Origin of the sequence: Microcystis ichthyoblabe FBCC-A1114 (assembly GCF_050500245.1) — a bacterium.
Classification (GTDB): domain Bacteria; phylum Cyanobacteriota; class Cyanobacteriia; order Cyanobacteriales; family Microcystaceae; genus Microcystis; species Microcystis ichthyoblabe_A.
On the sequence record NZ_CP191408.1, the window covers coordinates 3,037,340 to 3,062,671 of the forward strand.

At 41.5% G+C, this 25,332-nt stretch carries 25 protein-coding genes and 6 pseudogenes; 22 read left to right on the top strand and 9 right to left on the bottom strand.

Features of this window, described 5'->3' with window-relative positions; genetic code table 11:
* Positions 1-34: 34 nt before the first annotated feature.
* Positions 35-976 carry a serine hydrolase gene (locus ACQY1Y_RS14565; protein WP_287232415.1) on the bottom strand — a complete coding sequence of 314 codons (942 nt, stop codon included), beginning with the start codon at positions 974-976 and terminating at the stop codon, positions 35-37.
* A 110-nt stretch (positions 977-1,086) separates the two neighbouring features.
* Between ACQY1Y_RS14565 and ACQY1Y_RS14570 the strand changes: the two genes are divergently transcribed.
* The 8 genes from ACQY1Y_RS14570 (at position 1,087) to ACQY1Y_RS14605 (ending at position 6,445) form a co-directional block, all read left to right on the top strand.
* Positions 1,087-1,749 (top strand): 4'-phosphopantetheinyl transferase family protein, encoded by a 663-nt coding sequence (locus ACQY1Y_RS14570; protein ID WP_287232413.1) that lies wholly within the window; start codon positions 1,087-1,089, stop codon positions 1,747-1,749.
* Positions 1,750-1,846: 97 nt separating this feature from the next.
* Positions 1,847-2,980, top strand: a complete 1,134-nt coding sequence (locus tag ACQY1Y_RS14575) for a glycosyltransferase family 4 protein (protein ID WP_002775633.1) — start codon at positions 1,847-1,849, stop codon at positions 2,978-2,980.
* Positions 2,981-3,035: 55 nt separating this feature from the next.
* Positions 3,036-3,329 (top strand): ATP-dependent Clp protease adapter ClpS, encoded by a 294-nt coding sequence (gene clpS / locus ACQY1Y_RS14580; protein WP_002765336.1) that lies wholly within the window; start codon positions 3,036-3,038, stop codon positions 3,327-3,329.
* 2 nt (positions 3,330-3,331) lie between these two features.
* Positions 3,332-3,616 (top strand): DUF2103 domain-containing protein, encoded by a 285-nt coding sequence (locus ACQY1Y_RS14585; protein ID WP_002732155.1) that lies wholly within the window; start codon positions 3,332-3,334, stop codon positions 3,614-3,616.
* Between the two features lie 5 nt (positions 3,617-3,621).
* Positions 3,622-5,568 (top strand): pentapeptide repeat-containing protein, encoded by a 1,947-nt coding sequence (locus ACQY1Y_RS14590; protein WP_430013026.1) that lies wholly within the window; start codon positions 3,622-3,624, stop codon positions 5,566-5,568.
* A gap of 207 nt (positions 5,569-5,775) precedes the next feature.
* Positions 5,776-6,072, top strand: a complete 297-nt coding sequence (locus tag ACQY1Y_RS14595; RefSeq protein WP_002734446.1) for a hypothetical protein — start codon at positions 5,776-5,778, stop codon at positions 6,070-6,072.
* Positions 6,069-6,218 (top strand): UPF0175 family protein, encoded by a 150-nt coding sequence (locus ACQY1Y_RS14600; RefSeq protein ID WP_259679017.1) that lies wholly within the window; start codon positions 6,069-6,071, stop codon positions 6,216-6,218. Before ACQY1Y_RS14595 ends, ACQY1Y_RS14600 begins: the two co-directional genes overlap by 4 nt.
* Positions 6,215-6,445, top strand: coding sequence for a hypothetical protein (locus ACQY1Y_RS14605; protein WP_002732242.1), 231 nt, complete (start codon positions 6,215-6,217; stop codon positions 6,443-6,445). The genes ACQY1Y_RS14600 and ACQY1Y_RS14605 overlap by 4 nt, the downstream gene beginning before the upstream one ends.
* Before the next feature lie 226 nt (positions 6,446-6,671).
* Here the strand turns inward: ACQY1Y_RS14605 and ACQY1Y_RS14610 are convergent.
* Positions 6,672-7,163, bottom strand: a pseudogene (locus tag ACQY1Y_RS14610) (formylglycine-generating enzyme family protein); the annotation flags it as partial.
* 150 nt (positions 7,164-7,313) lie between these two features.
* Between ACQY1Y_RS14610 and ACQY1Y_RS14615 the strand changes: the two are divergent.
* Positions 7,314-8,536 (top strand): ISAzo13-like element ISMae28 family transposase gene (locus tag ACQY1Y_RS14615; RefSeq protein WP_430013027.1). Its coding sequence is split into 2 segments (ribosomal slippage): positions 7,314-7,794 and positions 7,794-8,536, totalling 1,224 coding nucleotides; the frame shifts between segments, so codons are not numbered across the junction.
* A gap of 225 nt (positions 8,537-8,761) precedes the next feature.
* Here the strand turns inward: ACQY1Y_RS14615 and ACQY1Y_RS14620 are convergent.
* The 3 pseudogenes from ACQY1Y_RS14620 to ACQY1Y_RS14630 form a co-directional block, all read right to left on the bottom strand.
* Positions 8,762-8,902, bottom strand: a pseudogene (locus ACQY1Y_RS14620) (AAA family ATPase); the annotation flags it as partial.
* A gap of 309 nt (positions 8,903-9,211) precedes the next feature.
* A pseudogene (locus tag ACQY1Y_RS14625) lies at positions 9,212-9,316 on the bottom strand (Uma2 family endonuclease); the annotation flags it as partial.
* A gap of 138 nt (positions 9,317-9,454) precedes the next feature.
* Positions 9,455-9,906: pseudogene (locus ACQY1Y_RS14630) on the bottom strand (Uma2 family endonuclease); the annotation flags it as partial.
* Between the two features lie 155 nt (positions 9,907-10,061).
* Here ACQY1Y_RS14630 and ACQY1Y_RS14635 point away from each other — a divergent pair.
* From ACQY1Y_RS14635 to ACQY1Y_RS14665, 7 genes are all read left to right on the top strand, one after another.
* Positions 10,062-10,919, top strand: coding sequence for an IS5-like element ISMae4 family transposase (locus ACQY1Y_RS14635; RefSeq protein ID WP_430014679.1), 858 nt, complete (start codon positions 10,062-10,064; stop codon positions 10,917-10,919).
* Between the two features lie 409 nt (positions 10,920-11,328).
* On the top strand, positions 11,329-11,505 hold the full coding sequence (locus ACQY1Y_RS14640) for a hypothetical protein (RefSeq protein WP_002734354.1): 177 nt from the start codon (positions 11,329-11,331) through the stop codon (positions 11,503-11,505).
* Positions 11,502-12,560, top strand: coding sequence for a DUF3326 domain-containing protein (locus ACQY1Y_RS14645; protein ID WP_430013028.1), 1,059 nt, complete (start codon positions 11,502-11,504; stop codon positions 12,558-12,560). The genes ACQY1Y_RS14640 and ACQY1Y_RS14645 overlap by 4 nt, the downstream gene beginning before the upstream one ends.
* Positions 12,557-13,135: a CPBP family intramembrane glutamic endopeptidase gene (locus tag ACQY1Y_RS14650; protein ID WP_430013029.1), complete on the top strand. Its 579-nt coding sequence runs from the start codon at positions 12,557-12,559 to the stop codon at positions 13,133-13,135. Before ACQY1Y_RS14645 ends, ACQY1Y_RS14650 begins: the two co-directional genes overlap by 4 nt.
* A 632-nt stretch (positions 13,136-13,767) precedes the next feature.
* The gene (trxA, locus tag ACQY1Y_RS14655; protein WP_416209722.1) at positions 13,768-14,082 is read left to right on the top strand and encodes a thioredoxin; all 315 of its coding nucleotides are present in this window, start codon (positions 13,768-13,770) and stop codon (positions 14,080-14,082) included.
* 508 nt (positions 14,083-14,590) lie between these two features.
* Positions 14,591-15,034, top strand: coding sequence for a DUF3531 family protein (locus ACQY1Y_RS14660; RefSeq protein ID WP_430013030.1), 444 nt, complete (start codon positions 14,591-14,593; stop codon positions 15,032-15,034).
* A 149-nt stretch (positions 15,035-15,183) separates the two neighbouring features.
* Entirely contained in the window at positions 15,184-17,553 is a 2,370-nt protein-coding gene (locus tag ACQY1Y_RS14665) for a GH116 family glycosyl hydrolase (protein ID WP_430013031.1), read from the top strand.
* Here ACQY1Y_RS14665 and ACQY1Y_RS14670 read toward each other — a convergent pair.
* Positions 17,550-18,315: pseudogene (locus tag ACQY1Y_RS14670) on the bottom strand (IS1 family transposase). The gene ACQY1Y_RS14665 and the pseudogene ACQY1Y_RS14670 overlap by 4 nt on opposite strands.
* Positions 18,316-18,916: 601 nt before the next feature.
* On the opposite strand from ACQY1Y_RS14670, the gene ACQY1Y_RS14675 reads away from it, so the two are divergent.
* Positions 18,917-19,642, top strand: coding sequence for a GUN4 domain-containing protein (locus tag ACQY1Y_RS14675; protein WP_002733427.1), 726 nt, complete (start codon positions 18,917-18,919; stop codon positions 19,640-19,642).
* A 37-nt stretch (positions 19,643-19,679) separates the two neighbouring features.
* Here the strand turns inward: ACQY1Y_RS14675 and thyD are convergent, their stop codons facing one another.
* The 3 genes from thyD to petM all read right to left on the bottom strand — a co-directional run bounded on the left by thyD (position 19,680) and on the right by petM (position 21,327).
* Complete coding sequence (thyD, locus tag ACQY1Y_RS14680) at positions 19,680-20,603, bottom strand: thylakoid membrane protein ThyD (protein WP_430013032.1); 924 nt, start codon at positions 20,601-20,603, stop codon at positions 19,680-19,682.
* A gap of 146 nt (positions 20,604-20,749) precedes the next feature.
* A complete protein-coding gene (gene psb28 / locus ACQY1Y_RS14685; RefSeq protein WP_002777305.1) occupies positions 20,750-21,109 on the bottom strand; it encodes a photosystem II reaction center protein Psb28 in 360 nt (119 codons plus the stop codon).
* Between the two features lie 104 nt (positions 21,110-21,213).
* Positions 21,214-21,327 (bottom strand): cytochrome b6-f complex subunit PetM, encoded by a 114-nt coding sequence (petM, locus tag ACQY1Y_RS14690; RefSeq protein ID WP_002731506.1) that lies wholly within the window; start codon positions 21,325-21,327, stop codon positions 21,214-21,216.
* Between the two features lie 303 nt (positions 21,328-21,630).
* Between petM and ACQY1Y_RS14695 the strand changes: the two genes are divergently transcribed.
* The 5 genes and pseudogenes from ACQY1Y_RS14695 to ACQY1Y_RS14715 form a co-directional block, all read left to right on the top strand.
* Entirely contained in the window at positions 21,631-22,152 is a 522-nt protein-coding gene (locus ACQY1Y_RS14695) for a DUF192 domain-containing protein (RefSeq protein ID WP_430014680.1), read from the top strand.
* Between the two features lie 370 nt (positions 22,153-22,522).
* Positions 22,523-22,717 carry a DUF2949 domain-containing protein gene (locus tag ACQY1Y_RS14700; protein WP_002732568.1) on the top strand — a complete coding sequence of 65 codons (195 nt, stop codon included), beginning with the start codon at positions 22,523-22,525 and terminating at the stop codon, positions 22,715-22,717.
* Positions 22,718-22,893: 176 nt separating this feature from the next.
* The gene (locus tag ACQY1Y_RS14705; RefSeq protein ID WP_430013033.1) at positions 22,894-23,802 is read left to right on the top strand and encodes a flagellar assembly protein H; all 909 of its coding nucleotides are present in this window, start codon (positions 22,894-22,896) and stop codon (positions 23,800-23,802) included.
* The gene (locus ACQY1Y_RS14710) at positions 23,799-24,671 is read left to right on the top strand and encodes a flagellar assembly protein H (RefSeq protein WP_430013034.1); all 873 of its coding nucleotides are present in this window, start codon (positions 23,799-23,801) and stop codon (positions 24,669-24,671) included. The genes ACQY1Y_RS14705 and ACQY1Y_RS14710 overlap by 4 nt, the downstream gene beginning before the upstream one ends.
* Positions 24,668-25,138, top strand: a pseudogene (locus ACQY1Y_RS14715) (flagellar assembly protein H); the annotation flags it as partial. The gene ACQY1Y_RS14710 and the pseudogene ACQY1Y_RS14715, both read left to right, overlap by 4 nt.
* Positions 25,139-25,332: the final 194 nt, after the last annotated feature.

Sequence of the window (25,332 nt, forward strand, 5' to 3'; positions counted from 1 at the left end):
ATGACAGAGAAAATCATCCTACCCACAGCTTCAATTAATTGAACTGCATAATTTTCTCGGCTACCTTCTGGGAAATAAAAGGTAAAATTGAGCGATTTTGACTGTTATCTTTTCCCTCGGTAAATACCACCAATAGATAGGGAGTATGATGGGGAATTTCAATATAGGCTGCATCGTGACGCACTTGACTTGTCCAACCAGCTTTTGACCAAATTTGACTATTTTCTGGTAATCCTTGTCCCAGAAATCCTAAGATTTGTGTATCATCTCCTTGACTTGTCCAATCAGCAGGATTAAGACTACGTTTTAGTAAAGACATCATCATTTGGGAACGTTGGGAAGAAACAGCAATCCCCCCGACAATAGTATGAATTAAACGCGCCACTGCATTGCTAGTCAACATATTGCGATTCTCCATTAATTCCCCTAAAAAAGCGCGTTCACGTCCATAGGGACCATCAGACCAAGTTTTTTGATTAACGTTAATTGTCGCTAATTCTGGCCAATTTAGGGATTGAAAATAACGATTCACTATGTTGCGTTGTTGCTTCCAAGTTTCAAAGGGACCGGCGGCAATTTCCGGACCGCTAGTGGTTCCCGTAACCAGATCTACAACTAAACTGGTAGCATCATTACTAGAGTCAACAATCATGTCACGAATGGCGCGATTTAATTCGGTGTTTTCGGGAATCATTCCCCCTTCTAACCACTCATGAATTGCTACTAGATAAAACAATTTCACTAAACTAGCGGGATAGGTTCTTTCTTGTCCGCGATAACTAAATCCACGGGGGGAATATTTCCAGAATTCTTCGTGAGAAATTGCTCCCCCCGTGTTGACGATAACAGGAGGATCATATACTATCCAAGTTAGGGCAATTTGTTCTTGAGCTAATTGGGGAAATTCTCGCCAAGTTGTTTCTAAAATATCTGTACCGAACTGTTGGAGATGGTCTTCAGTATGAAAAAAGTTCATAGGTGTGATGCAAAGTCAAGAGTTAGAAGGTGGATAAATTCTTGAGTCGGCAATTCTCATTTTACGGTAAAATTTACCGATAATTAATTATTTGAGTGCTTCTGAGTTTAATGTTTATATCTACCGATGAGGTTCATCTCTATTTTATCAGTCTTGATCCCTCTGGGGATAGACTAGAAAAACTGGCTTCTTTGCTCTCGGAAGATGAAATAATTAGAGCTAATCGTTACCATTTTCCCCAACACAAGCGGCGTTTTTTGGTGGCTAGGGGATGTTTACGCGAGATTTTAGGGTCATATTTGGCGATAAGTCCCGAAAAAATCGAGTTTATCTACAGTGAACGGGGAAAACCGAGTATTAACTACCAATTGCAGTTTAATCTCTCCCATTCCGAGGAGATGGCAATCTGTGGCTTGACTTTAACCGCTCGCATTGGGGTAGATTTAGAGAAAATGCGCCAGATGAAAGATTTAGATAGCTTGACAAAAAGGTTTTTTTGTGCTAGAGAACACGAGCTTGTTGAAAAGTCCGCAGAGAAGGAAAAGCTATTTTTTCAGTTATGGACGGCAAAAGAGGCTTATTTAAAGGCACTGGGAACGGGAATTAGCGGGGGACTCGATCGAGTGGAAGTGGGCTTCAATCCCTTAAAATTAGACAATGTGGCGGGGGAATGGCAATTATGGACAGCGGCAATCGGCGATAATTATCGAGCGACGGTGGTTATCGAAGGTAGCGATCGAGTGATTAAAACCTTTGGCCTTTCTGATCTATGATTAATTGGGGAGTTAATTGCCTTGAGAAATTCAGTAATTATTCCTAGCTATCTCAAAAAAAGCTTGTCCTTAATTATTACTTAACCTTGTTTTCTCTATGCGAATTGCTCTTTTTACAGAAACTTTCTTACCGAAAATTGATGGCATTGTCACCCGTCTTAAACATACCGTGGAACACCTACAAAGATTAGGTCATCAGGTATTAGTTTTCTCTCCTGATGGCGGTTTAAAAGAGTACAAAGGTGCTAAGATTCATGGAGTTACAGGGATTCCCTTACCCCTATATCCGGAATTAAAAATGGCTTTCCCCCGGCCTTCCGTCGGTCAAGCTTTAGAGAGGTTTAAACCTGATATTATTCATGTGGTTAACCCGGCTGTTTTAGGGGTGGGAGGCATTTATTTTGCCAAAACTATGAACATTCCCCTCGTCGCTTCCTATCATACCCATCTCCCCCAATACCTACAACACTATGGATTAGGTTCCCTAGAAGGATTACTCTGGGAATTATTAAAACTGGCCCACAATCAAGCAAGTTTAAATCTCTGCACTTCCACCGCTATGGTGCAAGAATTATCTAGTCGTGGCATTGAAAAGGTCGAGCTTTGGCAAAGGGGAGTCGATACGGAATTATTTCAACCTCATTTAAAATCCCCGGCTATGAGACTGAAATTATCCCAAAATAACCCCGATAGTCCTCTCTTATTATACGTCGGTCGAGTGTCGGCCGAAAAAGAAATTGATCGCATTAAACCAGTCTTAGAAGCGATTCCCGAAGCAAGATTTGCCATTGTGGGAGATGGTCCCCATCGGGAAGCTTTAACAAGTCATTTTGCCGACACAAATACCCATTTTGTCGGTTATTTACAGGGGTTAGAATTAGCCTCCGCTTTTGCTTCCGCAGATGCTTTTCTTTTTCCCTCACGCACAGAAACCCTCGGTTTGGTACTCTTAGAATCCATGGCTGCCGGTTGTCCGGTGGTGGCGGCAAATTCGGGGGGAATTCCCGATATTGTCACCGATGGAGTTAATGGTCATCTCTTCGATCCTAGGGATGAAAAGGGTTTAATTAGTGCCACCCAAAGATTACTAACCGCCAAGGCAGAAAGAGAGGAATTACGACGAAATGCGCGTCTAGAAGCCGAAAAATGGGCATGGCAAGCGGCCACCAAACAGTTATTAAATTACTATCACCAAGTTTTGAATAATAATTCTGTGGCTTTTGCCGCTTAATTGTTGTCAAAATGCTCGAATTTAACCGCAAAAACCTTGACCTATTGTAACTTTTATGGCCAGCGCACCCAGTACCACCTTAGATAAGTCCACCCAAGTGGTCAAAAAGACTTATCCCAACTATAAAGTTATTGTTCTCAACGATGACTTTAACACCTTCGATCATGTGGCCAATTGTTTAATTAAATATATCCCGGATATGACTACTGATCGAGCTTGGGAATTAACTAATCAAGTTCACTACCAAGGACAGGCAATTGTCTGGACAGGTCCCCAAGAACAAGCGGAACTTTATCACCAACAATTGCGACGGGAAGGATTAACTATGGCTCCCCTAGAGGCCGCATAATTATGAATAATGGTCGCTTAGTTTGGAATCATTCTACTCATATTCCGGGGTTGATTGCGGTATTAGAAAAGTTAATTACCTATCAAGGAATCACCACTGTCACCCCGGGGGTACTTTCTCGCTCAAAAGGTCATTGTCCGCGGTTACAATTGCGGATATCAGTGCCGATTCGTGGTGGTTTTAAGCTGATTGCGAGGACAGGAAAAAGTGTTCAGGAAGTCTTTGTTATTACCGATTTAAACCAAGAGGATTTAGAAATGGCTATCCAAGCTTGTTTAGGAAAATAACTGTCGTGGGTGCGTTGTTGAAAGGCTGCTGGTTACTAATCATTGTTTTTCTGTTTTTCTGTTTACATTCTCTCCCTAGTTTGGCAGTAGTGGATAGAGTTCCTTTAACAGTAACTTTATTGCAGGAACGTTTAAGCGCACCCGTCCTTAAAGAAGGGATGACTACTATCGATTTAGCCAATTTAGTTATCGATATCCGCGATGAAAATAAGGAACTGCAAGAACAATTTTATCAACAGATTCAAGGTCAAATTAATCGCGCTAAACAACCCCTAGGTTTAGATTTTAGTAATTCCTTAATTCAAGGCAATTTTATCGCTTCCCGTCTGGGTTTACCCACTCCTTTAACAAAAGTGGCCCTCGCTACCTTATTATCACCCACAGAAGAACAGTTATTACAACAGGACGAAAATTTTTTATTCGATAGCGATGAACCGGTTTTTAATGTCACAGTATTTCGTGGACCGGTGAAGTTGCAGGGAACGGTATTTATGGGAGAAGTGGACTTTTCTAAGACTTTTTTTCTGCAAATTGTCGAAGCAATGGCAGCAAAATTTAGTCGTGAAAGTAATTGGGTAGAATCGCGTTTTGCTAGGGTGGCAAAATTTACAAAAGCTAATTTTATGGGAGATGTAAATTTTAGTCAAAGTCAATTTTTAAATAAAGCCATCTTTCGCAGCGCACATTTTAAAAGTATTACTAACTTCCATGGCAGTCATTTTACTGCCGAAGCTTATTTTGATCAAACCAAATACGATAAACCCGCAGATTTTACCCGTACTTTCTGGCAAAAAGAAGCTAATTTTTCCCAAAGTCAATGGCGAGATCGTCCGCTATTTTCTAAGAGTAGATTTTTAAGTTTATTAACCTTTAGAAATGCCACTTTTGAAAAATCAGGCGCTTTCCGGTCTAGTTATTTTAATGGTGTGGTTAGTTTTCAAGATGTGAAACTTTTAGATCAGGTAGATTTTAGTAATTCCACTTTTACTAAAAATAGTTATTTAAGTGTATCAGGATTAGCTTTTGATTCCGATAAAGCTAAAATCCTAGGAGATAGAGGAGTAATTGGTCAAGCAATTTATTTACCAAACCTAACAGGAAATGAGACAGTTTTAAGAAATTTAGTTCGTAATTTTCGCTCCCTAGAACAAATTGCCGATGCTAATCAAATTGAATACAAAACCGAAAAATTGCGATTACAACAGTTAAAAGAAAAACTAAATAATATCTCATTTATTCGCCTAATTAACCTCACTTGGGTAGCTGATTTTCTGCATACTTCTTTCCTTACTTTACTATTACTCTTAAGTCAAGATGGTACAAATTTTAGTTTAGTTTTCGGGACAGGAATCATAATTTTTGCCTATTTTGGCTGTTTATTTTGGTTAATCGATCGCGTGCGTCGTCTCACTCCTAAACCAGTAATTCCTAGTCGTTATGAAATCTTTTGTATGGTAACTAGCTATATTATTCTCACCCTTTCTGGTGTGTTTAATATCCTGCAATCTGCCAGTCGTCCCCTACTAACTTTAACAGCTATTGCCCTAATTCTTGTCCCCTTACCCCTAATTTTAATTATCGAACTTTATCGTCGGGGACGCTATCACGATTTAATGGATAGTTCCTATTTTCTGCAAGATGGCAGTATGCGACAATTACGCTTATTAATCACCCGTTTACCCGTGGTTCCCGAATTTCCCCTCTTTCGCGATCGTTATACTCCTATTTCTTGGCAAAAGCGTTGGAATTGGTTAAATTATTACGATTTAAGTCTCAATAATTTGCTAAAATTAGGCTTTAATGATTGGCGAGTTCGCGATCAAGAATTACCCGCTATTATTTCTTTTTTAGTTTGGTATCAATGGGGTATCGGCATCTTTTATATCACTCTCCTTATCTGGACTCTCTCGCGCACAATTCCGGGGTTAAATCTCTTGATTTATTTAAAATAAACTGTAAAAATCAAAGAGGGCGAATGCAATTCGCCCCTACAATCCTATTATTACACCAATGGTAGGGGCGCATCGTGGTCAGTGAGTTTATCGAACTGCGGGCGCCCAAAATGTCCTATAGATATTTCGACCAAATTGAGATGCACCCAAATTATCCCTATTCTTCTTCCTTCCACACAAAAACTGGAAGAGCCATCTATTTCACCTATGATAAAACTAACTGGTAGCGACTCCGATAATTTTATGAAAATCACTGTTGATATTCCCGACGAAATCGCCCAGAGATTAGGTCAAACAGGCGATAATTTGGCTCATAAACTGCTGGAAATGGTTATTGCTGATGCTTACCGTGCCAGTATCTGGCTCTTCTCGACTTTGTGTGATAATTTTTGCTTATGGAATCGTGAAATGTTGACGGAGAAAGACTTTTACGACTATTTTGCCGAAGAAACTATCAGTATAGGCTTCGTTTCCACACAGAAACCAGAAGAGCCAGTATCTTGAGTACGGCCGAAGTTGGACGCATCCTTCAATTACCTTCTCGGTTAGAAACTCATGCCTTTTTAAAGCGGATGGGAGTCTATCTGAATTATGATGAAACTGAACTAGAACGCGATTTGCAAACTCTCAAAGAACTCAGAGCGAAATGATAGTTGTTTCTGACACTTCTCCGATTTGCTACCTGCTCTTAATTGACCAAATTATGATCCTACAAGAACTGTATGAGCTTGTGGTCATTCCTGAAGCTGTAGCTGATGAATTAAAGGCCTCAGAATCTCCATCTATCGTTCGCAATTGGATTGCTAACCCCTTGATAATGTACCTTTTGGGCGAACGCAGTTCGCCCCTACATTGTGGACAAAATCCGTTACTGTAGGGGCGCAAAGCTTGCGCCCTCCGATCGATTGGGATATTATTCCCACGCAAGTCCCTAAGGGGGGATCGAACCTAAAATCCATTTTTAATTTAATTATAACCAGCTACTTATCCACCCCCAAACCCCAGGTAATTGACCCCCTAAACTAATACACTTGTACTATAGTCTGCCTAAAAAAATTCCAGAAAAGGGAATGAGGGTAAAAAGGAAAAAAAAGAGAAAAGGGTTACAGAGTCCTCCCAGCACCGCACACCACCCGAAAACCGTCGTAGAGGTTGCTGTAGTCGCGGCGGTTGTAGCTGCTGCGGAAAGCGGAACGGCAGCCATCTGGAAGGCTGAACCAAGAACCGCCCCGCAATACACATTTTCGGTCATCTGTCAATAGTTTATTTATACTATTTAATGAGTTTTGATAACGATTATCAATATTTTTTTCGTCCCAAACGCTCCCGTCTGTGGGCGGTGCGCCTTGATAATCACTGTGCCACGGATCTAAACACCACTCCCAAACATTCCCGTGCATATCGTACAGCCCAAAAGCGTTGGGGGGATAGGAGCGGACGGGAGTGGTTTTCTTTGGGGATTTTTTCGCCTTTTCTTGTTGATAGACCGTTGAACTAACGTAATTCGCCAGTTCTCCCGTGATCGTCTCGCCAAAGTGGAAGGGAGTGGTTGTTCCCGCTCTACAAGCGTATTCCCACTCGGCCTCGCTTGGTAAGGGACTTCCAAAAAATAAACTATTCATTCTCAAGAATAATAATCATTCTCGGAGTGTGGGAGGTAGGGATCGATGGTTGCCCCCTCCTTCCAATTTTGTAGTAGAATTAATCCTGTACATTATTAATCAAGTTTTTCTTTTTAAGAATATATGGAATTAACTGATTCCCTCAAGAAATTGCTCAGTGAAACTGCACTTCAATTAAAAGGTGCAGCTAAAAGAAGATTCATGGCGCAAACAGTCTTAGAATTAGGCTATGGGGGACAAACCCTTGCTGCACAGGAGTTAGGCTGGAATCGAACTACTATTCGTAAAGGAATTAAAGAACTAAAAAGAGGCATTATTTGTGTTGATAATCATTCAGCTAAGGGGCGGAAAAAAGCAGAAGAACATTTACCTTTTCTATTGGAAAACATCAAAAATTTAGTGGATTCTCAAAGCCAAACTGACCCAAGTTTTAAAAGCCAAAGGCTTTATGTGAGACTGAGTGCGGCCGAAGTCCGAAAGCAATTAATCTCTAAATATGGGTACAGTGATGAGGATTTACCGAGCGAGGAAACTATTCGGGTTAAATTAAATAACTTAGGTTATCGTCTGAAAAGAGTCGCTAAAGTTTTACCTCAAAAAAAATTCCAGAAACCGAGGCAATCTTTGAGGAATTAGCTAACATTAATCGGGAAGCGGATGAAGACCCTACGATGTTACGTCTTAGTTTAGATGCCAAAGCCCGTGTTAATATTGGACTGTTTGATCGAGGAGGTAAAAATAGAATAACTGTCGAAACAAACGATCATGATTTTAATCCGAAAACAACCCTAACCCCTTACGGAATATTTATTCCAGAATTTGATGAGTTGTTTTTGTATTTCACTACCTCCACAGTCACCAGTGACTTTATTGTTGATATATTAGAGGATTTCTGGGAATCTGAAAAATCTCGTTTTGAGAAAATTAAAACTTTGATAATTAATCAAGATAATGGATCAGAAAATAATTCGAGACGAACTCAGTTTATGAAACGTATAGTTGAGTTTTCCCAAAAATATCAAGTTAATATACGTTTAGCTTACTATCCCCCCTACCATAGTAAATATAATCCTATTAAACGAACCTGGGCTGTGTTAGAAAACCATTGGAATGGGAGTATTTTAGATGAAATCGAAACAGCTTTGAAATTCGCCCAAACTATGACTTGGAAAGGAAAACACCCGATTGTTAAGTTGATTACTGAAACTTACGAAAAAGGAGTAAAGCTTACTAAAAAAGCCATGGAAAAAATCGAAGAAAAAATCGAACGTCTCACAGAATCAACGAATCAAGACTTTCCCGATTTGGGGCAATGGTTTATTGATATTTATTATGATAAGACCTAGTTTGTAGTTAACTAAGATGGTTAGCTAAAAACTGTATTTGATTCTTTAACTTGTCCTTGTTATACTCGAAAAAGCTCGGAAGTATAAAAGTTTATGCTGCTATTTTTTTTTCGGAAAAATAGGTTGTAATGGGAGACTCTTTGTTTTCCTAGACAAAAATAATTACTTTTTCAAAAAAACACTTTTCTATTTTTTTGTTGGGTATTTTATTCTCTGGAAGTCCCCTAGTATCCGATAGAAATCATCCTCGTTGTCGGGTTGTTCGAGTCTTAAACGCAAACATCGACGCAGGAAAGCAGGGGGAAACTCCCGGGCCTCGTTACTGGTCATGAATACTAGGGGGAACTCCTGACAAGACACACAACCTCCAGTCGGGCGATCGACCCCAGCCACGCAACGGGTTACAACGCTGACTGGAACTACAACCAACTGTGGATCGGAGGGACAATAGACTTCCACTCAGTGGCCGTAGTCAATCTGTAAAGGCTCTTCTCAAGCGATAGGTGATCGCACTTTGACGGTTTCTGACAACACAGTTTCAAGAAATCGATTTGACAAAAGTGCGATCGTAGTTCTGGAAAAGAAGGGCGATCGCTATCGCTAAATAAACAAGAAAGAGAGGTATCTAGTCAATGATGCCTTTCAACTTCCAACGGGATAACGGTGTTTATCACTTTAATCTATTCCCCGGTAGAGATCGGCGATCGCTAACTCTAGGTTAATACTTGGCAGGATCACGCGATCGCCTGTCTCGTAAATAGTCGTTTCCCATATCCCCAGAGGGCTCTTCTGGTTTCTGTGTGGAAACGGGGTCTATACTGATAGTTTCTTCAGCAAAATAGTCCTAAAAGTCTTTCCCAGTAAGCATTTCATGATTCTATAAGCAAAAATTATCACACAAAGTCGAGAAGAGCCCCCAGAGAATTACGACGACGGCATTCCACGCGCTGGATTTCTTGGGAAATTAATACATATTCTTCTAAAGTTTCTATCTGTTGATAATCTTGGAATTTTTCGCCCTTGTCAAAAGCAATCGTACTGGGGGAAAGCACTTCCGCGATCAGTTTCGGATAGCGTTTCAGGTAACGATCTTGGCGATCGCGAGGATCGCAGGTAACAAAAGCATCGGGATAGTAATAAAACTGATCTTGATAGTTAACCTTGACATTACCCGAGTGAAACCGACAGTCTGTAGAGTCGCCGAAATGTTCGTCAATGACTTTGAGAAAATTGAAGGCAATGCGCTCGTGATTATCCGTACCGCCGGCCATCGCATAAACCAAACCACGTCGGTATTCATGGCGGATCTGGCTCTGGCGCTCGATAGCGAGATATTCTTGAGGACTGATGTAGTTGGGAACCTCGATCATAATCTCTAGGGAAAAACCTAGTATTAATCATAAGACCTCTTGCATAATTTTTTTATGGTATGATGTAATGTTTTGCTTTTTTCTCAATTCTTAGATTGAAGTGGAAAAAAGAATAAAATGTGATCTTAGGTCAGGAAATCATCTATAATTTTGCTATGTTTATTAGCAAAATTATGGATTATCAAAACTTATCAGATGAACAATTCAAACGCCGTTTCGGTGTGTATAAACAAACATATAGAAAGATGGTAGAATCAGTAAAAAGTGTTGAAGCCGACTCTAATTCACCATCTAAAAGGAGACCGAAACCTAAACTATCTATAGAAGAACAAGTTTTAGTAACGTTAGAATATTGGCGAGAATATAGAACATATTTTCACATTGGTACAAGCTGGGAACTATCAGAATCAACTATATGTCGGATTGTAAATAAGACGGAAAAAATGCTTTTACAATCGGGAAACTTCCGTTTAAAAGGAAAAAAAGCTTTACTCAATCAAGCAGAGATACCGGTCATAACGGTAATGGATGTAACGGAAACTCCCATTGAACGCCCCCAAAAGAAACAGAAAGATTTTTTGGGGGGTAAAAGAGGTTATCATACTTTAAAATTCCAATTAGTAGCTGATCAAAATACAGAGGAAATTATCTGTGTTTTTTGTGGGAAAGGTAGAGGTCATGATTTTAGTTTATTTAAAAAAAGTCGAGTTCGTTTTCATCCTTTAACTACCAGCATAGAAGACAGTGGTTATCAGGGAATAGCTGCATACCATAGTAATAGTTATACACCGAAAAAGAAATCGAAAAATAGAAAATTAACAGAGTTAGAAAAAGAGTATAACAAGGCTTTAGCCAAAGAAAGGATTATCATTGAACATATAAATAGGAAACTCAAAATCTTTAAAATCTTATCCTGTAAATATCGGAATCGTCGTCGAAGATATAGTTTAAGAGTTAACTTGTTGGCGGCTATTTATAACTGTGAGTTAGGGATAGGTATAGCAGCTTCTTAAAAGTTGCCTAAAGATTAATCAAGTCAAGGAGAATTTATTCTCAATTTTTATAATTGAGATAGTTTGTGCCGCTTAAATAAAGAGGTTTTGATAACCAAATTAAAGCAGCTCTAAAGAGTTTTGAGTTAAAAGTTAAACTTCAAGTTTTCATTCAGGACGAATGTACTGATTAACTAATTTTTTGGGGAAAATTAGTTAACCCATTATTATAACATATAATTAATTTGCAAGAGTTCTATAGTACGAGAATGGCTCTTATCGACTTTGTGTGATCAGTTTAACGATGTAGTAGCGATCGATCTTTGTGTTCTTCGTGTCTTTGTGGTTCCTGACCCAGAGGGCTGATAAGCCAGCGCAAGAGGGCAAAATCTTGATAAACTGAGGGGATAACTATCCCCAGACAATCCCCATGACCACTCACTTTATTAGTGCCGAAATCGACCTACAGGAAACCCCGCAACAACTGCAGCAAGAAATCGAAAAAGAATTAGCCAAACGCGGTGAACCCTTGCGCTGGGCAATCACAGAAGTGGATACCGAGAATAATCAAGTCAAAGTCGAAGCGATTGTCACCACTGCCTCGTGAATTCCCGTCCCTATACCGCCGTACTAATTATTCCCACCGGCATCGGGGCAGCGATTGGCGGTTATGCTGGGGATGGCATTCCCGTGGCCAGAGCGATCGCCCAGGTTTGCGATCGCCTAATTACCCATCCTAATGTCCTCAACGGCGCACAACTGTACTGGCCTTTGGACAACACCTACTATGTAGAGGGTTACGCTTTAGATCGTTTTGCCCGGGGGGATTGGGGATTAAGTCCCGTCCATCAAAATCGCATCGGGTTACTATTCGATCGCGCCATTGAATTTGACCTCTTACAAAGACACCTTCAGGCTGCCGATGCTGTCCGGGCTACCCTGGGCTTAGATCTCACCGATTACGTTATCACCGATGCCCCCTTAAATGTGCAGTTGCGAGAGGCAGCCTCCGGGGCCAGTTGGGGAACAATTGGCAATCCCGACAGCTTGCTGCGGGGGGCAGAAAAACTGATTAACCAAGGCCGGGCGGAAGCGATCGCCATTGTTGCCCGTTTTCCCGACGATCCCGATAGCATTGCCCTGGCTAATTATCGCCATGGTCAGGGGGTGGATCCCCTTGCCGGAGCCGAAGCGGTAATTTCCCATCTGGTGGTGCGACAATTCCAAATACCAGCGGCCCACGCCCCCGCTTTAAGTCCGCTGCCCCTCGATCCGCAACTTTCCCCCAAGGCCGCGGCCGAAGAAATCGGTTATACTTTTTTACCCTGCGTTTTGGTGGGTTTGAGTCGCGCCCCCCAATTGGTCAAGCAGCCCAGTCCCGATGCTATTTGGAGCCGGGAGGTGGACGCGCTGATCGTTCCCGCCAGTGCCTGCGGCTCCAGCACAGTTTTTAGTTTTTGTCAAGAAAAAAGTGTACTGATTGCTGTCGAGGAAAATAGTACAAGAATGAAGGTGGCCCCGGAACCCCTAGGGGTGAAAGCAATTAGGGTACACTCATATACAGAGGCGATCGGTGCGATCGTTTGTCAACGGGCAGGGGTTAGCCTAGCATCTCTTCGCCCTAATTTACACTCTTTACGCTGTTTATCCGAGAATCCGTGACTAATTCCCCTAATTCCGAATTTGATCCCCTGACACGCACACAAGTCCTCACCATTATGGCGGTAACGGCGATTATCTTGCTGGTAGTCGCCAAAGTCTGGCAATATTTCGGTGCGATCGCTATTCCCGCAATTCGCTGGACTCTCCCGGATTTCCTGTTCGGATTAGCCTTAGCGGGGGCAATTAGTGGAATTAGTGGGCTTCTATATCGTTTTTGGTCTAGTTATCGCCATAGTGCTAACTCTTACTTAGAATTAGTCATTAAACCTTTAGCTTGGCCCGATTTAATTTGGATTGGATTACTGCCGGGGTTAAGTGAAGAATTATTATTTCGCGGGGTGATTTTGCCGGCTTTGGGCTTAAATATCTTTGGTTTAACCGTTTCTAGTCTAATTTTTGGTATCCTCCATTTTAGCGGTTCCCAACAATGGCCCTATGTTATCTGGGCAACTGTTGTCGGTTTTGCCCTCGGTTATACCGTCATCATCACCGGTAATTTATTAATCCCGATCCTCGCTCATATTATCACCAATCTCCTCGCTAGTTTTCTCTGGAAATTACAGAATAGGAGTTAGGGGATAGGGGAAGTGGGGAGATGGGGAAATGGGGAGAACAAATAAAACGCAATCTCCTGACTCACCGTTCGCTCAAATTTTTGAACTCCACCTTATTATCATGGCAAAAAAGCTTACAACATAAGGTTTTCAGAAGACCTAGCGGTGGTTAACTTCGAGAAAATTAATACAAGGTGATCTCGAAGGGATCTGCTTCGCAATGTGCCAACTAACCTACTTAAAATCATAACTGCTTCGTTTTCGTAGCGATGCCGCGGGCACAGCGAAGCTGACCGCCCAAAATAGTTCCTCGCTCCCCGCTTAATCGGTTAAAAGCCTTGCACAGAAAGCAGTTAGCCTCATTTATTGAAGCTCCCTAAGTTTAAAATAAGCGAACGGTGAGATAGGATTAGGTGTAATATCTTATTATTCCATGTCCTAGTGAGGGCAGATTCAGATACATATTTGGTTACATTAGTGCTGAAGAGGAGAACAGGAAAATGAGTAGTTCGACTAAAGACAATCAGGGAGCTAATATTTCTATGATTAATAACGAGCAAATAACCAAAATCATAGCCTATTTTTTAGTTACAATTACGCTAATTCTTGGCTTGAATGGATGGGGTAGTCAAGCATCTGCTCAAGTTACACCAATTACTGACAAAACCTTTGCCGAAGAAGTTTTGGAAAGTAATACTTTTGTTCTGGTTGAATTTTATGTACCTTGGTGTAGTCACTGTCGTATGGTTGCACCAGTCGTGGATGAGATTGCTGAACAATATGCAGGTCGCGTAAAGGTTGTCAAAGTGAACGCAGATGAAAATCCGCGAACTGCTAGTCAGTATAACATTCGCAGCGTTCCCACTCTGATACTCTTCAAAAAGGGTCAAAAGGTCGATCAGATAATAGGTGCTGTTCCGAAAGCAACCCTAGTCGATTTCATAGAGAAACATTTAGGATCTAAATGAATAGATTGCTTATCTTCTGGATTGTTTGTCATAGTTTTAAAAAGCATTGAAACTTGGTCTAGGTTGAAAAATCTTAGACTTAACCGTTCCTACAGCATATTGCTCTTCTCACCGTTCGCTCAAATTTTTGAACTCGACCTTATTATCATGGCGAAAAAAGCTTACAGCATAAAGTTTTCAGAAGACCTAGCGGTGGTTAACTTGGAGAAAATTAATCCAAGGCGATCTCGAAGGGAGCCGCTTCGCAGTGTGCCAACTAACCTACTTAAAATCACAATTGCTTCGTTTTTGTAGCGATGCCCAGGCACAGCGAAGATGACTGCCCAAAATAGTCCCTCGCTCCCCACTTAGTCGGCTAAAAGCCTTGTACAGAAAGCAGTTAGCCTCATTTATCGAAGCTCCCTAAGTTTAAAATAAGCGAACGGTGAGTTCCTGACTCTTGACTCCGAACTGCGAACCCCCAACACCCTAACACCCAACCTCTTTTTTACTTTTTACCTTTAAAAACATGGAAGTGCAATTTCGCGAATTTAATCCTTTTGATGTCTGGTTTTGGCTGGAATTTTCGACGGTTCCCTCGAATATGGAACAGCAGTATGTAGAAGAAGTTTTTGCTTCTTGGTTTTATTTGGGTAAATTAGGAGCTTTCAATGCCGAAAACCTACAGGTACAGGAGGTGGGAGTCGATATTAGTTATATGGAATACGATCCAGATATGGTCGAAAATGCCTTTATGTCACCGATGCACAATATGACCGATTTTGAATACTTAGGTACTTGGGGACGTTGTTGGTTTGACCTTGGTACTAGCGATCTTATTGCTTTAGATATTTTAATCAATGCCTTGACCCAATTAAGTAAGGATTTTGTCGATATTAAACGTTTAATTATCGGTGGAGAAAATCAAGATTGGACTCTCAGCGATCGCAGTAATTATCTCTTTAGCGAATAATTAGGGTTTACTGAAAAAGTTTCTTGGTGGAGTCAGTATTCTCCGAGTCAGGAGTTTATTTTTATTTATTCTCCCCACACCCCACACCCCACACCCCACACCCGACACCCCACACCCGACACCCCACACCCGACACCCCACTTAAATCTATGCTTAATCTCGTCTCCCTTCCAGAAATTCCCGCCGCTGCTTGGAAACGTCCTCTAGGCAAAGGTTGGGAAAAACCCTACAGCGTCCGTTACGCCAGCAATTTAGATGATGGTCCTTGGCATGGGATGCCCCTGGGAGGATTTGGTGCCGGTTGCATCGGACGTTCCCCCAAAGGTGACTTTAACCTCTGGCATCTGGACGGCGGTGAACACAGTTTTAATAGCCTTGCAGCCTGTCAATTTAGCATTTTTGAACAAACAGAAGACGGAAACGCCCAAGCCTACGCTATGGCGACGGAAAGCCCGACGGATGGAACTTTATCGCGCTGGTCGTGGTATCCAGCCGAAAAGGGAAACTATTCGGCCCTTTATCCCCGCAGTTGGTACGAGTATAAAGATGTTTTTCAGACTCAATTAATTTGCGAACAATTCTCACCAGTTTGGGCGCATAATTATCAAGAAAGTAGTTATCCTATTGCCCTATTTGAATGGACGGCCCATAATCCCACCGATAAACCAATTACTATTAGTATTATGCTGACTTGGCAAAATACAATCGGTTGGTTTACTAACGCAATTAAATCCCCAGTGGTTAAGGTGAGAGATGATGGTAGTCCCGTCTATGAATATCAATCAAAATGGGGGGAAAGTGAGGGTAATTATAATCAATGGATTGTCGATAATTTCCGCGTTGGCTGTCTAATGCGTCGAGATTACGAAAACCCCGGGGAAGGGGATGGACAGATGGCGATTGCCAGTATCACTAATCCGAGTCTAGAGGTATTTTATCTGGGTAAATGGAACCCTGCTGGCGATGGGGGCGAAGTTTGGGATTATTTCGCCATGAATGGCTCTTTACCGGATATTGAGGACGAAACCCCCGCCCAAAAAGGGGAACAAACGGCCACGGCCATGGCGATTCGTTTTACCATTCGTCCGGGGAAAACTCGCAAAATTCCTTTTATTTTAGCTTGGGATTTACCCGTCACCGAATTTGCCCAAGGAATTAACTATTATCGTCGTTATACGGACTTTTTCGGTCGCAATGGTCAAAATGCTTGGGCGATGGTACGCACGGCTTTAAAACACGGCGATACATGGCGAGAAAATATTATTAACTGGCAAAAACCGATCCTAGAACGCAGCGATCTGGCCGATTGGTTTAAAATGGCTTTATTTAACGAATTATACCTGCTTACGGACGGCGGTACTCTCTGGACGGCCGCCACGGAACAGGATGCCATCGGTCAATTTGGGGTCTTAGAATGTATTGATTATCGTTGGTATGAAAGTCTTGATGTGCGTCTCTATGGTTCCTTTGGGTTATTGATGTTATGGCCGCGCTTAGAAAAGGCCGTCATGGAAGCTTTTGCGAGGGCAATTCCCAGCAGTGACGACACTCCTCGGATTATTGGATATAACCAAGCTAGTGCCATTCGTAAGGCCAAAAATGCCACTCCCCACGATTTAGGCGCCCCCAATGAACACCCTTGGCAAAAGAGCAATTACACCAGTTATCAAGATTGTAATCTCTGGAAAGATTTAGGCAGTGATTTTGTTTTATTAGTCTATCGGGATTATTTATTAACGGGGGCTAAAGATGAGAATTTTCTGCGGGAATGTTGGCCGTCAATTGTTCTGACTTTGCAATATTTAAAAACTTTTGACCTTGATAACGATGGCATCCCCGAAAATTCCGGCGCACCAGACCAAACCTTTGATGATTGGCGTTTACAGGGAATTAGTGCCTATTGTGGTGGTTTGTGGATAGCGGCACTAGAAGCGACGCTTAAAATTGGGGCAATTCTTGGAGAAGATACGGCAATTTTTGCCAGTTGGTTACAGCAATCTCGCGCTATTTATCATCAGACTCTCTGGAATGGAGAATATTATAATTTAGATAGTGGCAGTGGTTCCGATGTGGTGATGACTGACCAATTATGCGGTCAATTTTATGCCCGTTTATTGGCTTTGCCAGATGTGGTAGAAAATCAATACACGCAATCAGCTTTAAGTAAGATTTATCAGGCTTGTTTTCTCAAGTTTCATGGGGGAAAATTTGGGGCGGCAAATGGGTTAAAACCCGATGGTACTCCCGAAAATCCCGAGGCAACTCATCCCTTGGAAGTTTGGGTAGGAATTAATTTTGGGTTGGTGGCTTTTTTACTACAAATGGGAATGGAAAAGCAGGGATGGCAAATTACGGAAGCAGTGGTGAAACAAGTCTATGAAAATGGCTTACAATTTCGCACCCCGGAAGCGATTACATCGGTGGGAACTTTTCGCGCTTGTCATTATTTACGCGCCATGGCTATCTGGGCTATCTATGGGGTTTTGGGTGGTGATTCGGTAGTAATGATGGCGGCTTAATCCTTTGCCAGGTGTGCATTGTAGTCATGGATAAAATACCAAAGGGTTCCCCAACGTGATTCTCCATTTTTTTAGAGAAAGATAGACTCTCTCTCACCAACCGAGAAATCCTTTCTCGAAAGGTATTATTTAATCTTTCAATAGGATTAGTTTGACCAGTTTCTTTCCCGACTGGTCGATGACGTTTACTGGGAATTACTGTCTTATATGACTCCCAAAAGTCTGTGTAAGCAACTGCACATTGTCGGTAAACGCCTGGTAAACTGGCACCAAAGTTTTTGGGCTGATTGACGACTCTTATCTCCGCGCATAGCAACCAATAATTTCCCTTGTATTTCTATCAATTAACCGCCAAATATAGACCTTTATCGTCTTAGAAAAAACAAAAGACTACATTTCATCACATTCTATAACCAATTTACCTTTTGGTTTGTCCGAAACCTTTATTTGACGGGGGACAGCCGCCAGTTTATTGTTGACATAATTTTGTAACCATGACCAACTTACCCCTGTTACTCTAGCAATTCCTCGTAAGGAAATTCGTTCGAGCAAGAGTTTATCAATTAATTGTTTGGTTTCGTCAGAGACGGTTTTATTAGTGGGATTGATCACAAACTGACGACCACATTCTTTACATTGACGTTTGGGTTTTCCATTATGAATAGAACCATTCTTGATCCTATAATGAGAACCACAATTAGGACAGGGGAACGGAGGTGAACTAGGGGGGGTACTTTGTTCGGTGCTAGACTGATATTTCAGTAAGCCAGACAGGAGCCAGAAAAAGATATTTATCAGAAAATTCATGATCAAGCTAGAGGTTTAAAGACTGATCGGGTTCCAATTATTTTTATTAATAAATATTTTACACAATTCATACCAGGTAAGCAACAGAGCTACGCCACTACTACCGAATCATTACCCATTTTAGTAAATGGAGAGAATTCTTGTCCATTAAGAAATGTTACAAATTACATGGGTACATTAAGAAAAGTTAAGGGGCGTATCCATTGATGGATAAGGGTTTTCGGCTATTATAGTATATATGTATGGGGAAAGTTCAGTTATATTGCTTACAACTCTTTGCCAGTAAGGATTATAGCCACAATGAAGGATTTTTGTCAGGGTGAAGAATTATAAATTTTTTTCTCAGAAAAAATCAATTATTGAAAATGTTCTCAATAGTAGTTTCTACAATGAAGGTTTTTCGTCAAAATATCTTGGGAAATGTAAAGATATGTAAAAGTATATGAAGAGGTGCGGAATGTCGGTGCTAAAAATCCCTGTTTTGTCAGGAAAAAATCGAGCAGCCACCCCGAAATAGTGGTAATAGTATTGAAGGAGTGGTCTTAAAAGTGATGATATGACTGACCAGAATGGCGTGTTAGTAGAAGAACAAAGCGAGGATATTACCCGTAAGATGAGTCAATTAGCCACCGAGTCGCCGAAAAATCAATTACAAATCCTGACACAATTAGCCGAGGCCGGAGAAGGTGGCCTAACTGTGTTGAGAGATTTTTTATTAGCCTGGCGTCCCACTCCCGTTAATCTGGTGACAGGTAAGGCCTATCAATTGCTATACCAAGATAATAGCACTCAGAGCAAGGAATTTTTAGCTAATTATTTCCCCACGGGTATTGTTCCCCTAGACAGTGCTAAAGGTATCGATTATCGACTTTTACAGGAATTATTGGCTAAACAGGATTTTCAAACTGCCGATAGTCTCACCCGTCAAAAACTCTGTGAATTAGCAGGAGAAGGGGCAATACAGAGGAAATGGGTCTATTTTACGGAAGTGGAAGCTTTCCCCGGTGTAGATATTCAGACTATTGATAATCTTTGGTTAGTTCATTCGGAAGGAAAATTCGGTTGGTCGGTGCAGCGCAAATTATGGATCGGTGTCGGTCAAGATTTCCCGAAACTTTGGCCGAAAATTGGCTGGAAAAATGGCAATAATTGGACAAAATACCCCCAAGAATTTATCTGGGATTTAAGCGCTCCCGTGGGTCATTTACCCCTGTTAAATCAACTGCGCGGGGTGAGAGTGGCTGCCTCTTTATTCTCCCATCCCGTCTGGAGTGAAAAATAGATTGAGAGCATTCGGCCTCGGGTATTGTATCAGCTTTCTACATTTTCGGGACAATTTCCTCTAAGGCCGCTTCTAGATTAGGATAACGATAGTCAAAACCGATCGCTTGGGTGGCTTTTGGCAGCACTTCTTGACCTTCTAAGACGATTTTTGCCCCTTCTCCCAAGAGAATTTCGAGGGCAAAATCCGGCACTGGCAACCAAGAAGGACGCTTCATTACTTCCCCTAATATCTGACAGAATTCTTTCATCCGGACGGGATTGGGTGCAGTAGCATTGAACGTGCCGCTAATTTCTGGGCGATCAAGACAATAGATAATTAAATTAATTAAATCATCCCGATGAATCCAAGAAAACCACTGACGACCGCTGCCAATCGGTCCGCCGGCAAAAAGCTTGAAGGGTGGGATCATTTTCCCTAAAGCACCCCCATTGTCTAAAACAATACCCGTGCGAAGAATGACTAAACGAGTGCCGTAATCTTTAACTTTTTGGGCTGCTGTTTCCCACTTTTTACAGACATCCGCCAGAAAATCACCACCGGGAGGACTATTTTCGTCAAAACTAGCGATTTCACTGGTTCCATAGTAACCGATCGCCGATGAGTTAATTAAAACTTTCGGTTTCTGGGCAGCAAGTGCGATCGCCTCGACAATTTTCTCGGTGCCGATTTCCCGACTAGCGACGATTGCTCGTTTTGCTTCACCGGTCCAGCGTTCCGAAATCGGTTCTCCCGCTAGATTAATCACCGCGTCACATCCGCAAATCTCTTTTTGCCAATCCCCCGATTCTGTGGCGATATAGGGAATAATCTCTATCTTAGGATAGATTGACTTTGGGTAAATTCTTCGGGTTTTATCGGGATTGCGCGTCAAAATTAGAATATCATCGCCGCGATCATAGAGTTTGACCACTAATCGACTCCCCACAAATCCTGTCGCCCCAGTAATCGCTATTTTCATGGTTTCTTGACTAAATTTATCCTTATTTTAGCTGGTTTTTAACTATCAGAATTCAGTATTCAGGAGTCAGGAGTCAGGAGTCAATCAGGAGATTATTTTTATTTATTCTCCCCATACCCTACACCCTACACCCCACACCCCACTTCTCACTTATCCTGATACCCCATCCCGTTGGCTGCCGCATAACGATTCATAAAGCGCAGAAAACGCTCCCAGTGTTCATCGGTGATTTCAAAACCACATTCTACCCGTTGAATTTCATCTCCTTCATCTCCTCCAAAAATAAACTTAGTCGAGTTGGGAATAACTATAATCACTCCTTCCTCATCGGTGAGACGGAGATCGCCGTAGGTACGAGTGGTGAAACTTTGGAAACGTTCGATCGCTTTCAGGGTTTTAAAAGTCATCAGGACATTGCGAATCCCGGTATTTTTATTTTTGCGGAGACTAACACCGCTTAATTCTTCTGATAAACCGACAAAAAACTCGATCGTGGGAGTGGTCATAGGTGTGGGTATAAAATTTTAGTTATTGATTTTCTCTTAATTACTTTTGAAGGGAAAAAGTAGTTCATGATTACTAATAAAGTAACCATGAACCGAAAAACAAGCTATTCCGCTTCTCCACCTTGGATTTTGAGGAGGAGAAAACCCCAAGCTAATCCGACGAGGACGAGAACGATCGCCACGATCGGCCCATTAAATAACATACTTTCTGCGGTCATGGTGATTGCTCCTGAGCCTACAATAATCGATCATATAGATAAGTGGTATTTTAACCTACGAAGGCGATCGACTGCTGCTGGACTGGGGCAAAATTGAAGGAGAAAATCGGCCAATAACTCTGAGAACTTTTTTAGTATATATGTTCTAGCAATCCTGCCCCTCTCCTCAAGGAAGGATGCTCACCCCCATGCTAGATATTTTTAATACTATCTTTATATTTGCCGTCACCACTTTGTGTTAGTGTCTTATCTGCTTAATTCTTCACTTATACTAGGAAAATTAAGTATTGATAACTATTGATGATGACTGGTAAAAAATCATTTATGCTCAAGATCAAGTTAATACTATTTTTAGGTTTGTTGCTGCTGAGTTGTCAATCGACTAATCTCAATGGTAATAATAGTTCAATGGCTCAGATTACGACTGAGAATCAAGGGCAAATATTACCGATCACGGCCAAAGCAGATATTAATGGTGAGATGATTGAGTTAGAAGTGGCTCAAACCCAGGAACAACAGGCCAAGGGTTTAATGTATCGCTCATCTTTGCAGAAAAATCGCGGTATGCTATTTCCCTTTGCACAACCTCTGATGGCCCGGTTTTGGATGAAAAATGTCTCGATTCCTCTAGACATGATTTTTCTAAAAGATGGTATAGTAAAAGCAGTTTTGCTGAATGTCCCTCCTTGTGCCGTCGATCCTTGTCCTGTCTATGGGCCAAACACCATGGTTAATCAAGTGATCGAACTAGCTGGGGGTCGAGCGAAAGAATTAGGAGTGAAAGAAGGAGATAAAATTAAGATTGAGTTTATCTCAAGACCTTAATTTTTGAAAATGGTGTTAACTTTCTTATAAAAAGTGTCCCTTGTCTGGAAGTATAAGTATGGCTTTTAGAAGCTATTACGCATTTATACTGTTTAAGATATAACCATATCGATTAGGATTTTTATAGTCTATCAAGTCATAGATTGAATAATCTTTACTCTTGCTATAGATTAAACAGAGACAAAGTTCTGCTAGACCTAACGGGACTATCTTAAGAGAGCCAGCGATTTTTAGGAAAGCACTCTCTATCATCGAGATAGCTTAGATACAGAAAAAACGGTCGCAAGACTAACCGTCCTTGAAACCGATCAGGTGGTGTTTTGTTGAAATTACGAGATATACTATAACTATTGAGGAAAAAAATCCCCCTATGTCCACGATTGCCTATTCCCAATTCCGACAATTTCTACAAGAGGAATTGTCCCTTCCCCAAGAATCGATCGCTATGGCCGAGCGATCGATCCAATCTGATAAAATTCATTTACCGATGATTCTCTGGCAGTACGGTTTAGTGACCTTGGAACAATTAGATAAAATTTATGATTTTCTCGAAGAGGTGGTCTAATCTTACTATTGGTAACTATTGACAAGGAGAATAATTGCCATGGCTGCGCATAGTTTCTGGCACAATTTGAAAATTCCCATCTTAAAAACTACCAATCATCACTTGAGAAGTGGGTTTAAATAACCCACTTTTTTAATAGCTATACAATTGAGAATTATCGATTAACTGCTCAGTCCATGAAACCCCATGACCAATTTGCCAAAAATTACCTTGAACAATTACTTTCTCCCCTGGGAATCGTCGAAATCAGCAAAGAAGTCAGCGACGAAACTCGACAGATAGATTTATTTTTTTCCCCCAATCCCGAACCCAACCCCGATTATCTGGGATTATTAGGCAGAATTGTCCTTAATACTGTCTTAATTGAACCCTATCGCAATCCTCCCAACCGGAGCGAGATTCGTAATTGTTTAGCAAAACTTTTGGCGATTTTATCCGAACTGCAAAGACAAGCTAAACGGGAAAATCAGAGCTACAATGAAGAGAATGCCCCTCGTTTGTGGATTTTATCCCCTTCCGCTGGTATCACTGTTTTAGAAGGATTTGGGGCAAAATTAGACCCAGAGTGGCCAGAAGGAGTCTATTTTCTTCCCGCGCTTTATCGCACGGCAATTATCGCTATTAATCAATTGCCTGTGACTGCTGAGACTCTTTGGTTAAGATTATTAGGACGGGGAAAAACGCAAAACCAAGCGGTGCGAGAATTGTTAGAATTACCTCAAGGTAATGCTTTCCGGGAAAATGTGCTGGAATTATTGATTAGTTGGCGGGTTAATATGGAAATAAATAACATCCTAGAAACTGAGGATAGAGAGGTGTTTATGACTTTATCTCAAACCTATCAGGAATGGAAGGAAGCAACTAAACGGGAAGGACTCGAACAAGGACTTGAACAAGGACTAGAGCTAGGACTCGAACAAGGACTAGAGCTAGGACTAGAGCGAGGACTCGAACAAGGAAAACTAGAGGCTAAACTGGAATCTATTCCCCGTTTGCTTGCTTTGGGTTTAAGTGTGGAACAAATCGCTCAAGCTTTGGATTTAGACTTAGAACAAGTCCGACAAGCTATTCAAGAAACTCCATGAAACCCCATGATCAATTTGCCAAAAACTACCTTGAACAATTACTTTCTCCCTTGGGAACCGTCGAAATCAGCAAAGAAGTCAGCGATGAAACCCGACAGATAGATGTATTTTTTTCCCCCAATCCCGAACCCAACCCCGATTATCTGGGATTATTAGGCAGAATTGTCCTTAATACTGTCTTAATTGAACCCTATCGCAATCCTCCCAACCGTAGCGAGATTCGCAATTGTTTAGCGAAACTTTTGGCCATTTTATCCGAACTGCAAAGACAAGCTAAACGGGAAAATCAGAGCTACAATGAAGAGAATGCCCCTCGTTTGTGGATTTTATCCCCTTCAGCTAGTCTGACTCTGTTAGAGAGTATTGGGGCAAAAATAGACCCAGATTGGCCAGAAGGAGTGTATTTTCTTCCCGCGCTTTATCGCACGGCAATTATCGCTATTAATCAATTGCCTGTGACTGCTGAGACTCTTTGGTTAAGATTATTAGGACGGGGAAAAACGCAAAACCAAGCGGTGCGAGAATTGTTAGAATTACCTCAAGGTAATGCTTTCCGGGAAAATGTGCTGGAATTATTGATTAGTTGGCGGGTTAATATGGAAATAAATAACATCCTAGAAACTGAGGATAGAGAGGTGTTTATGACTTTATCTCAAACCTATCAGGAATGGAAGGAAGCAACTAAACGGGAAGGACTCGAACAAGGACTTGAACAAGGACTAGAGCGAGGACTAGAGCGAGGAAAACTAGAGGCTAAACTGGAATCTATTCCCCGTTTGCTTGCTTTGGGTTTAAGTGTGGAACAAATCGCTCAAGCTTTGGATTTAGACTTAGAACAAGTCCGACAAGCTATTCAAGAAACTCCATGAAACCCCATGACCAATTTGCCAAAAATTACCTTGAACAATTACTTTCTCCCCTGGGAACCGTCGAAATCAGCAAAGAAGTCAGCGATGAAACCCGACAGATAGATTTATTTTTTTCCCCCAATCCCGAACCCAACCCCGATTATCTGGGATTATTAGGCAGAATTGTCCTTAATACTGTCTTAATTGAACCCTATCGCAATCCTCCCAACCGTAGCGAGATTCGCAATTGTTTAGCGAAACTTTTGGCGATTTTATCCGAACTGCAAAGACAAGCTAAACGGGAAAATCAGAGCTACAATGAAGATAATGCCCCTCGTTGGTGGATTTTATCCCCTTCCGCTCGTATCACTGTTTTAGAAGGATTTGGAGCAAAGTTAAGGTCAGATTAACCAGAAGGAGTCTATTTTCTTCCCTCGCTTTATCGCACGGCAATTATCGCTATTAATCAATTGCCTATCACTCCTGAGAGGTAGTGATTCGGTAAATACTCGGGAGCATCTCACTTATGCAGAGAATACAAAGGTTATGGAAAAACTACTTGAATAATCGGAGTCTCCCCAAAAGGAAAACTTCGTACCTCACTATTAAGAAAACTGCTGTATCCAGTTTTCTTACCCGGTGTCCGTCAACCAGGAGGAATGCCGATAGCTGGTTAAAACCA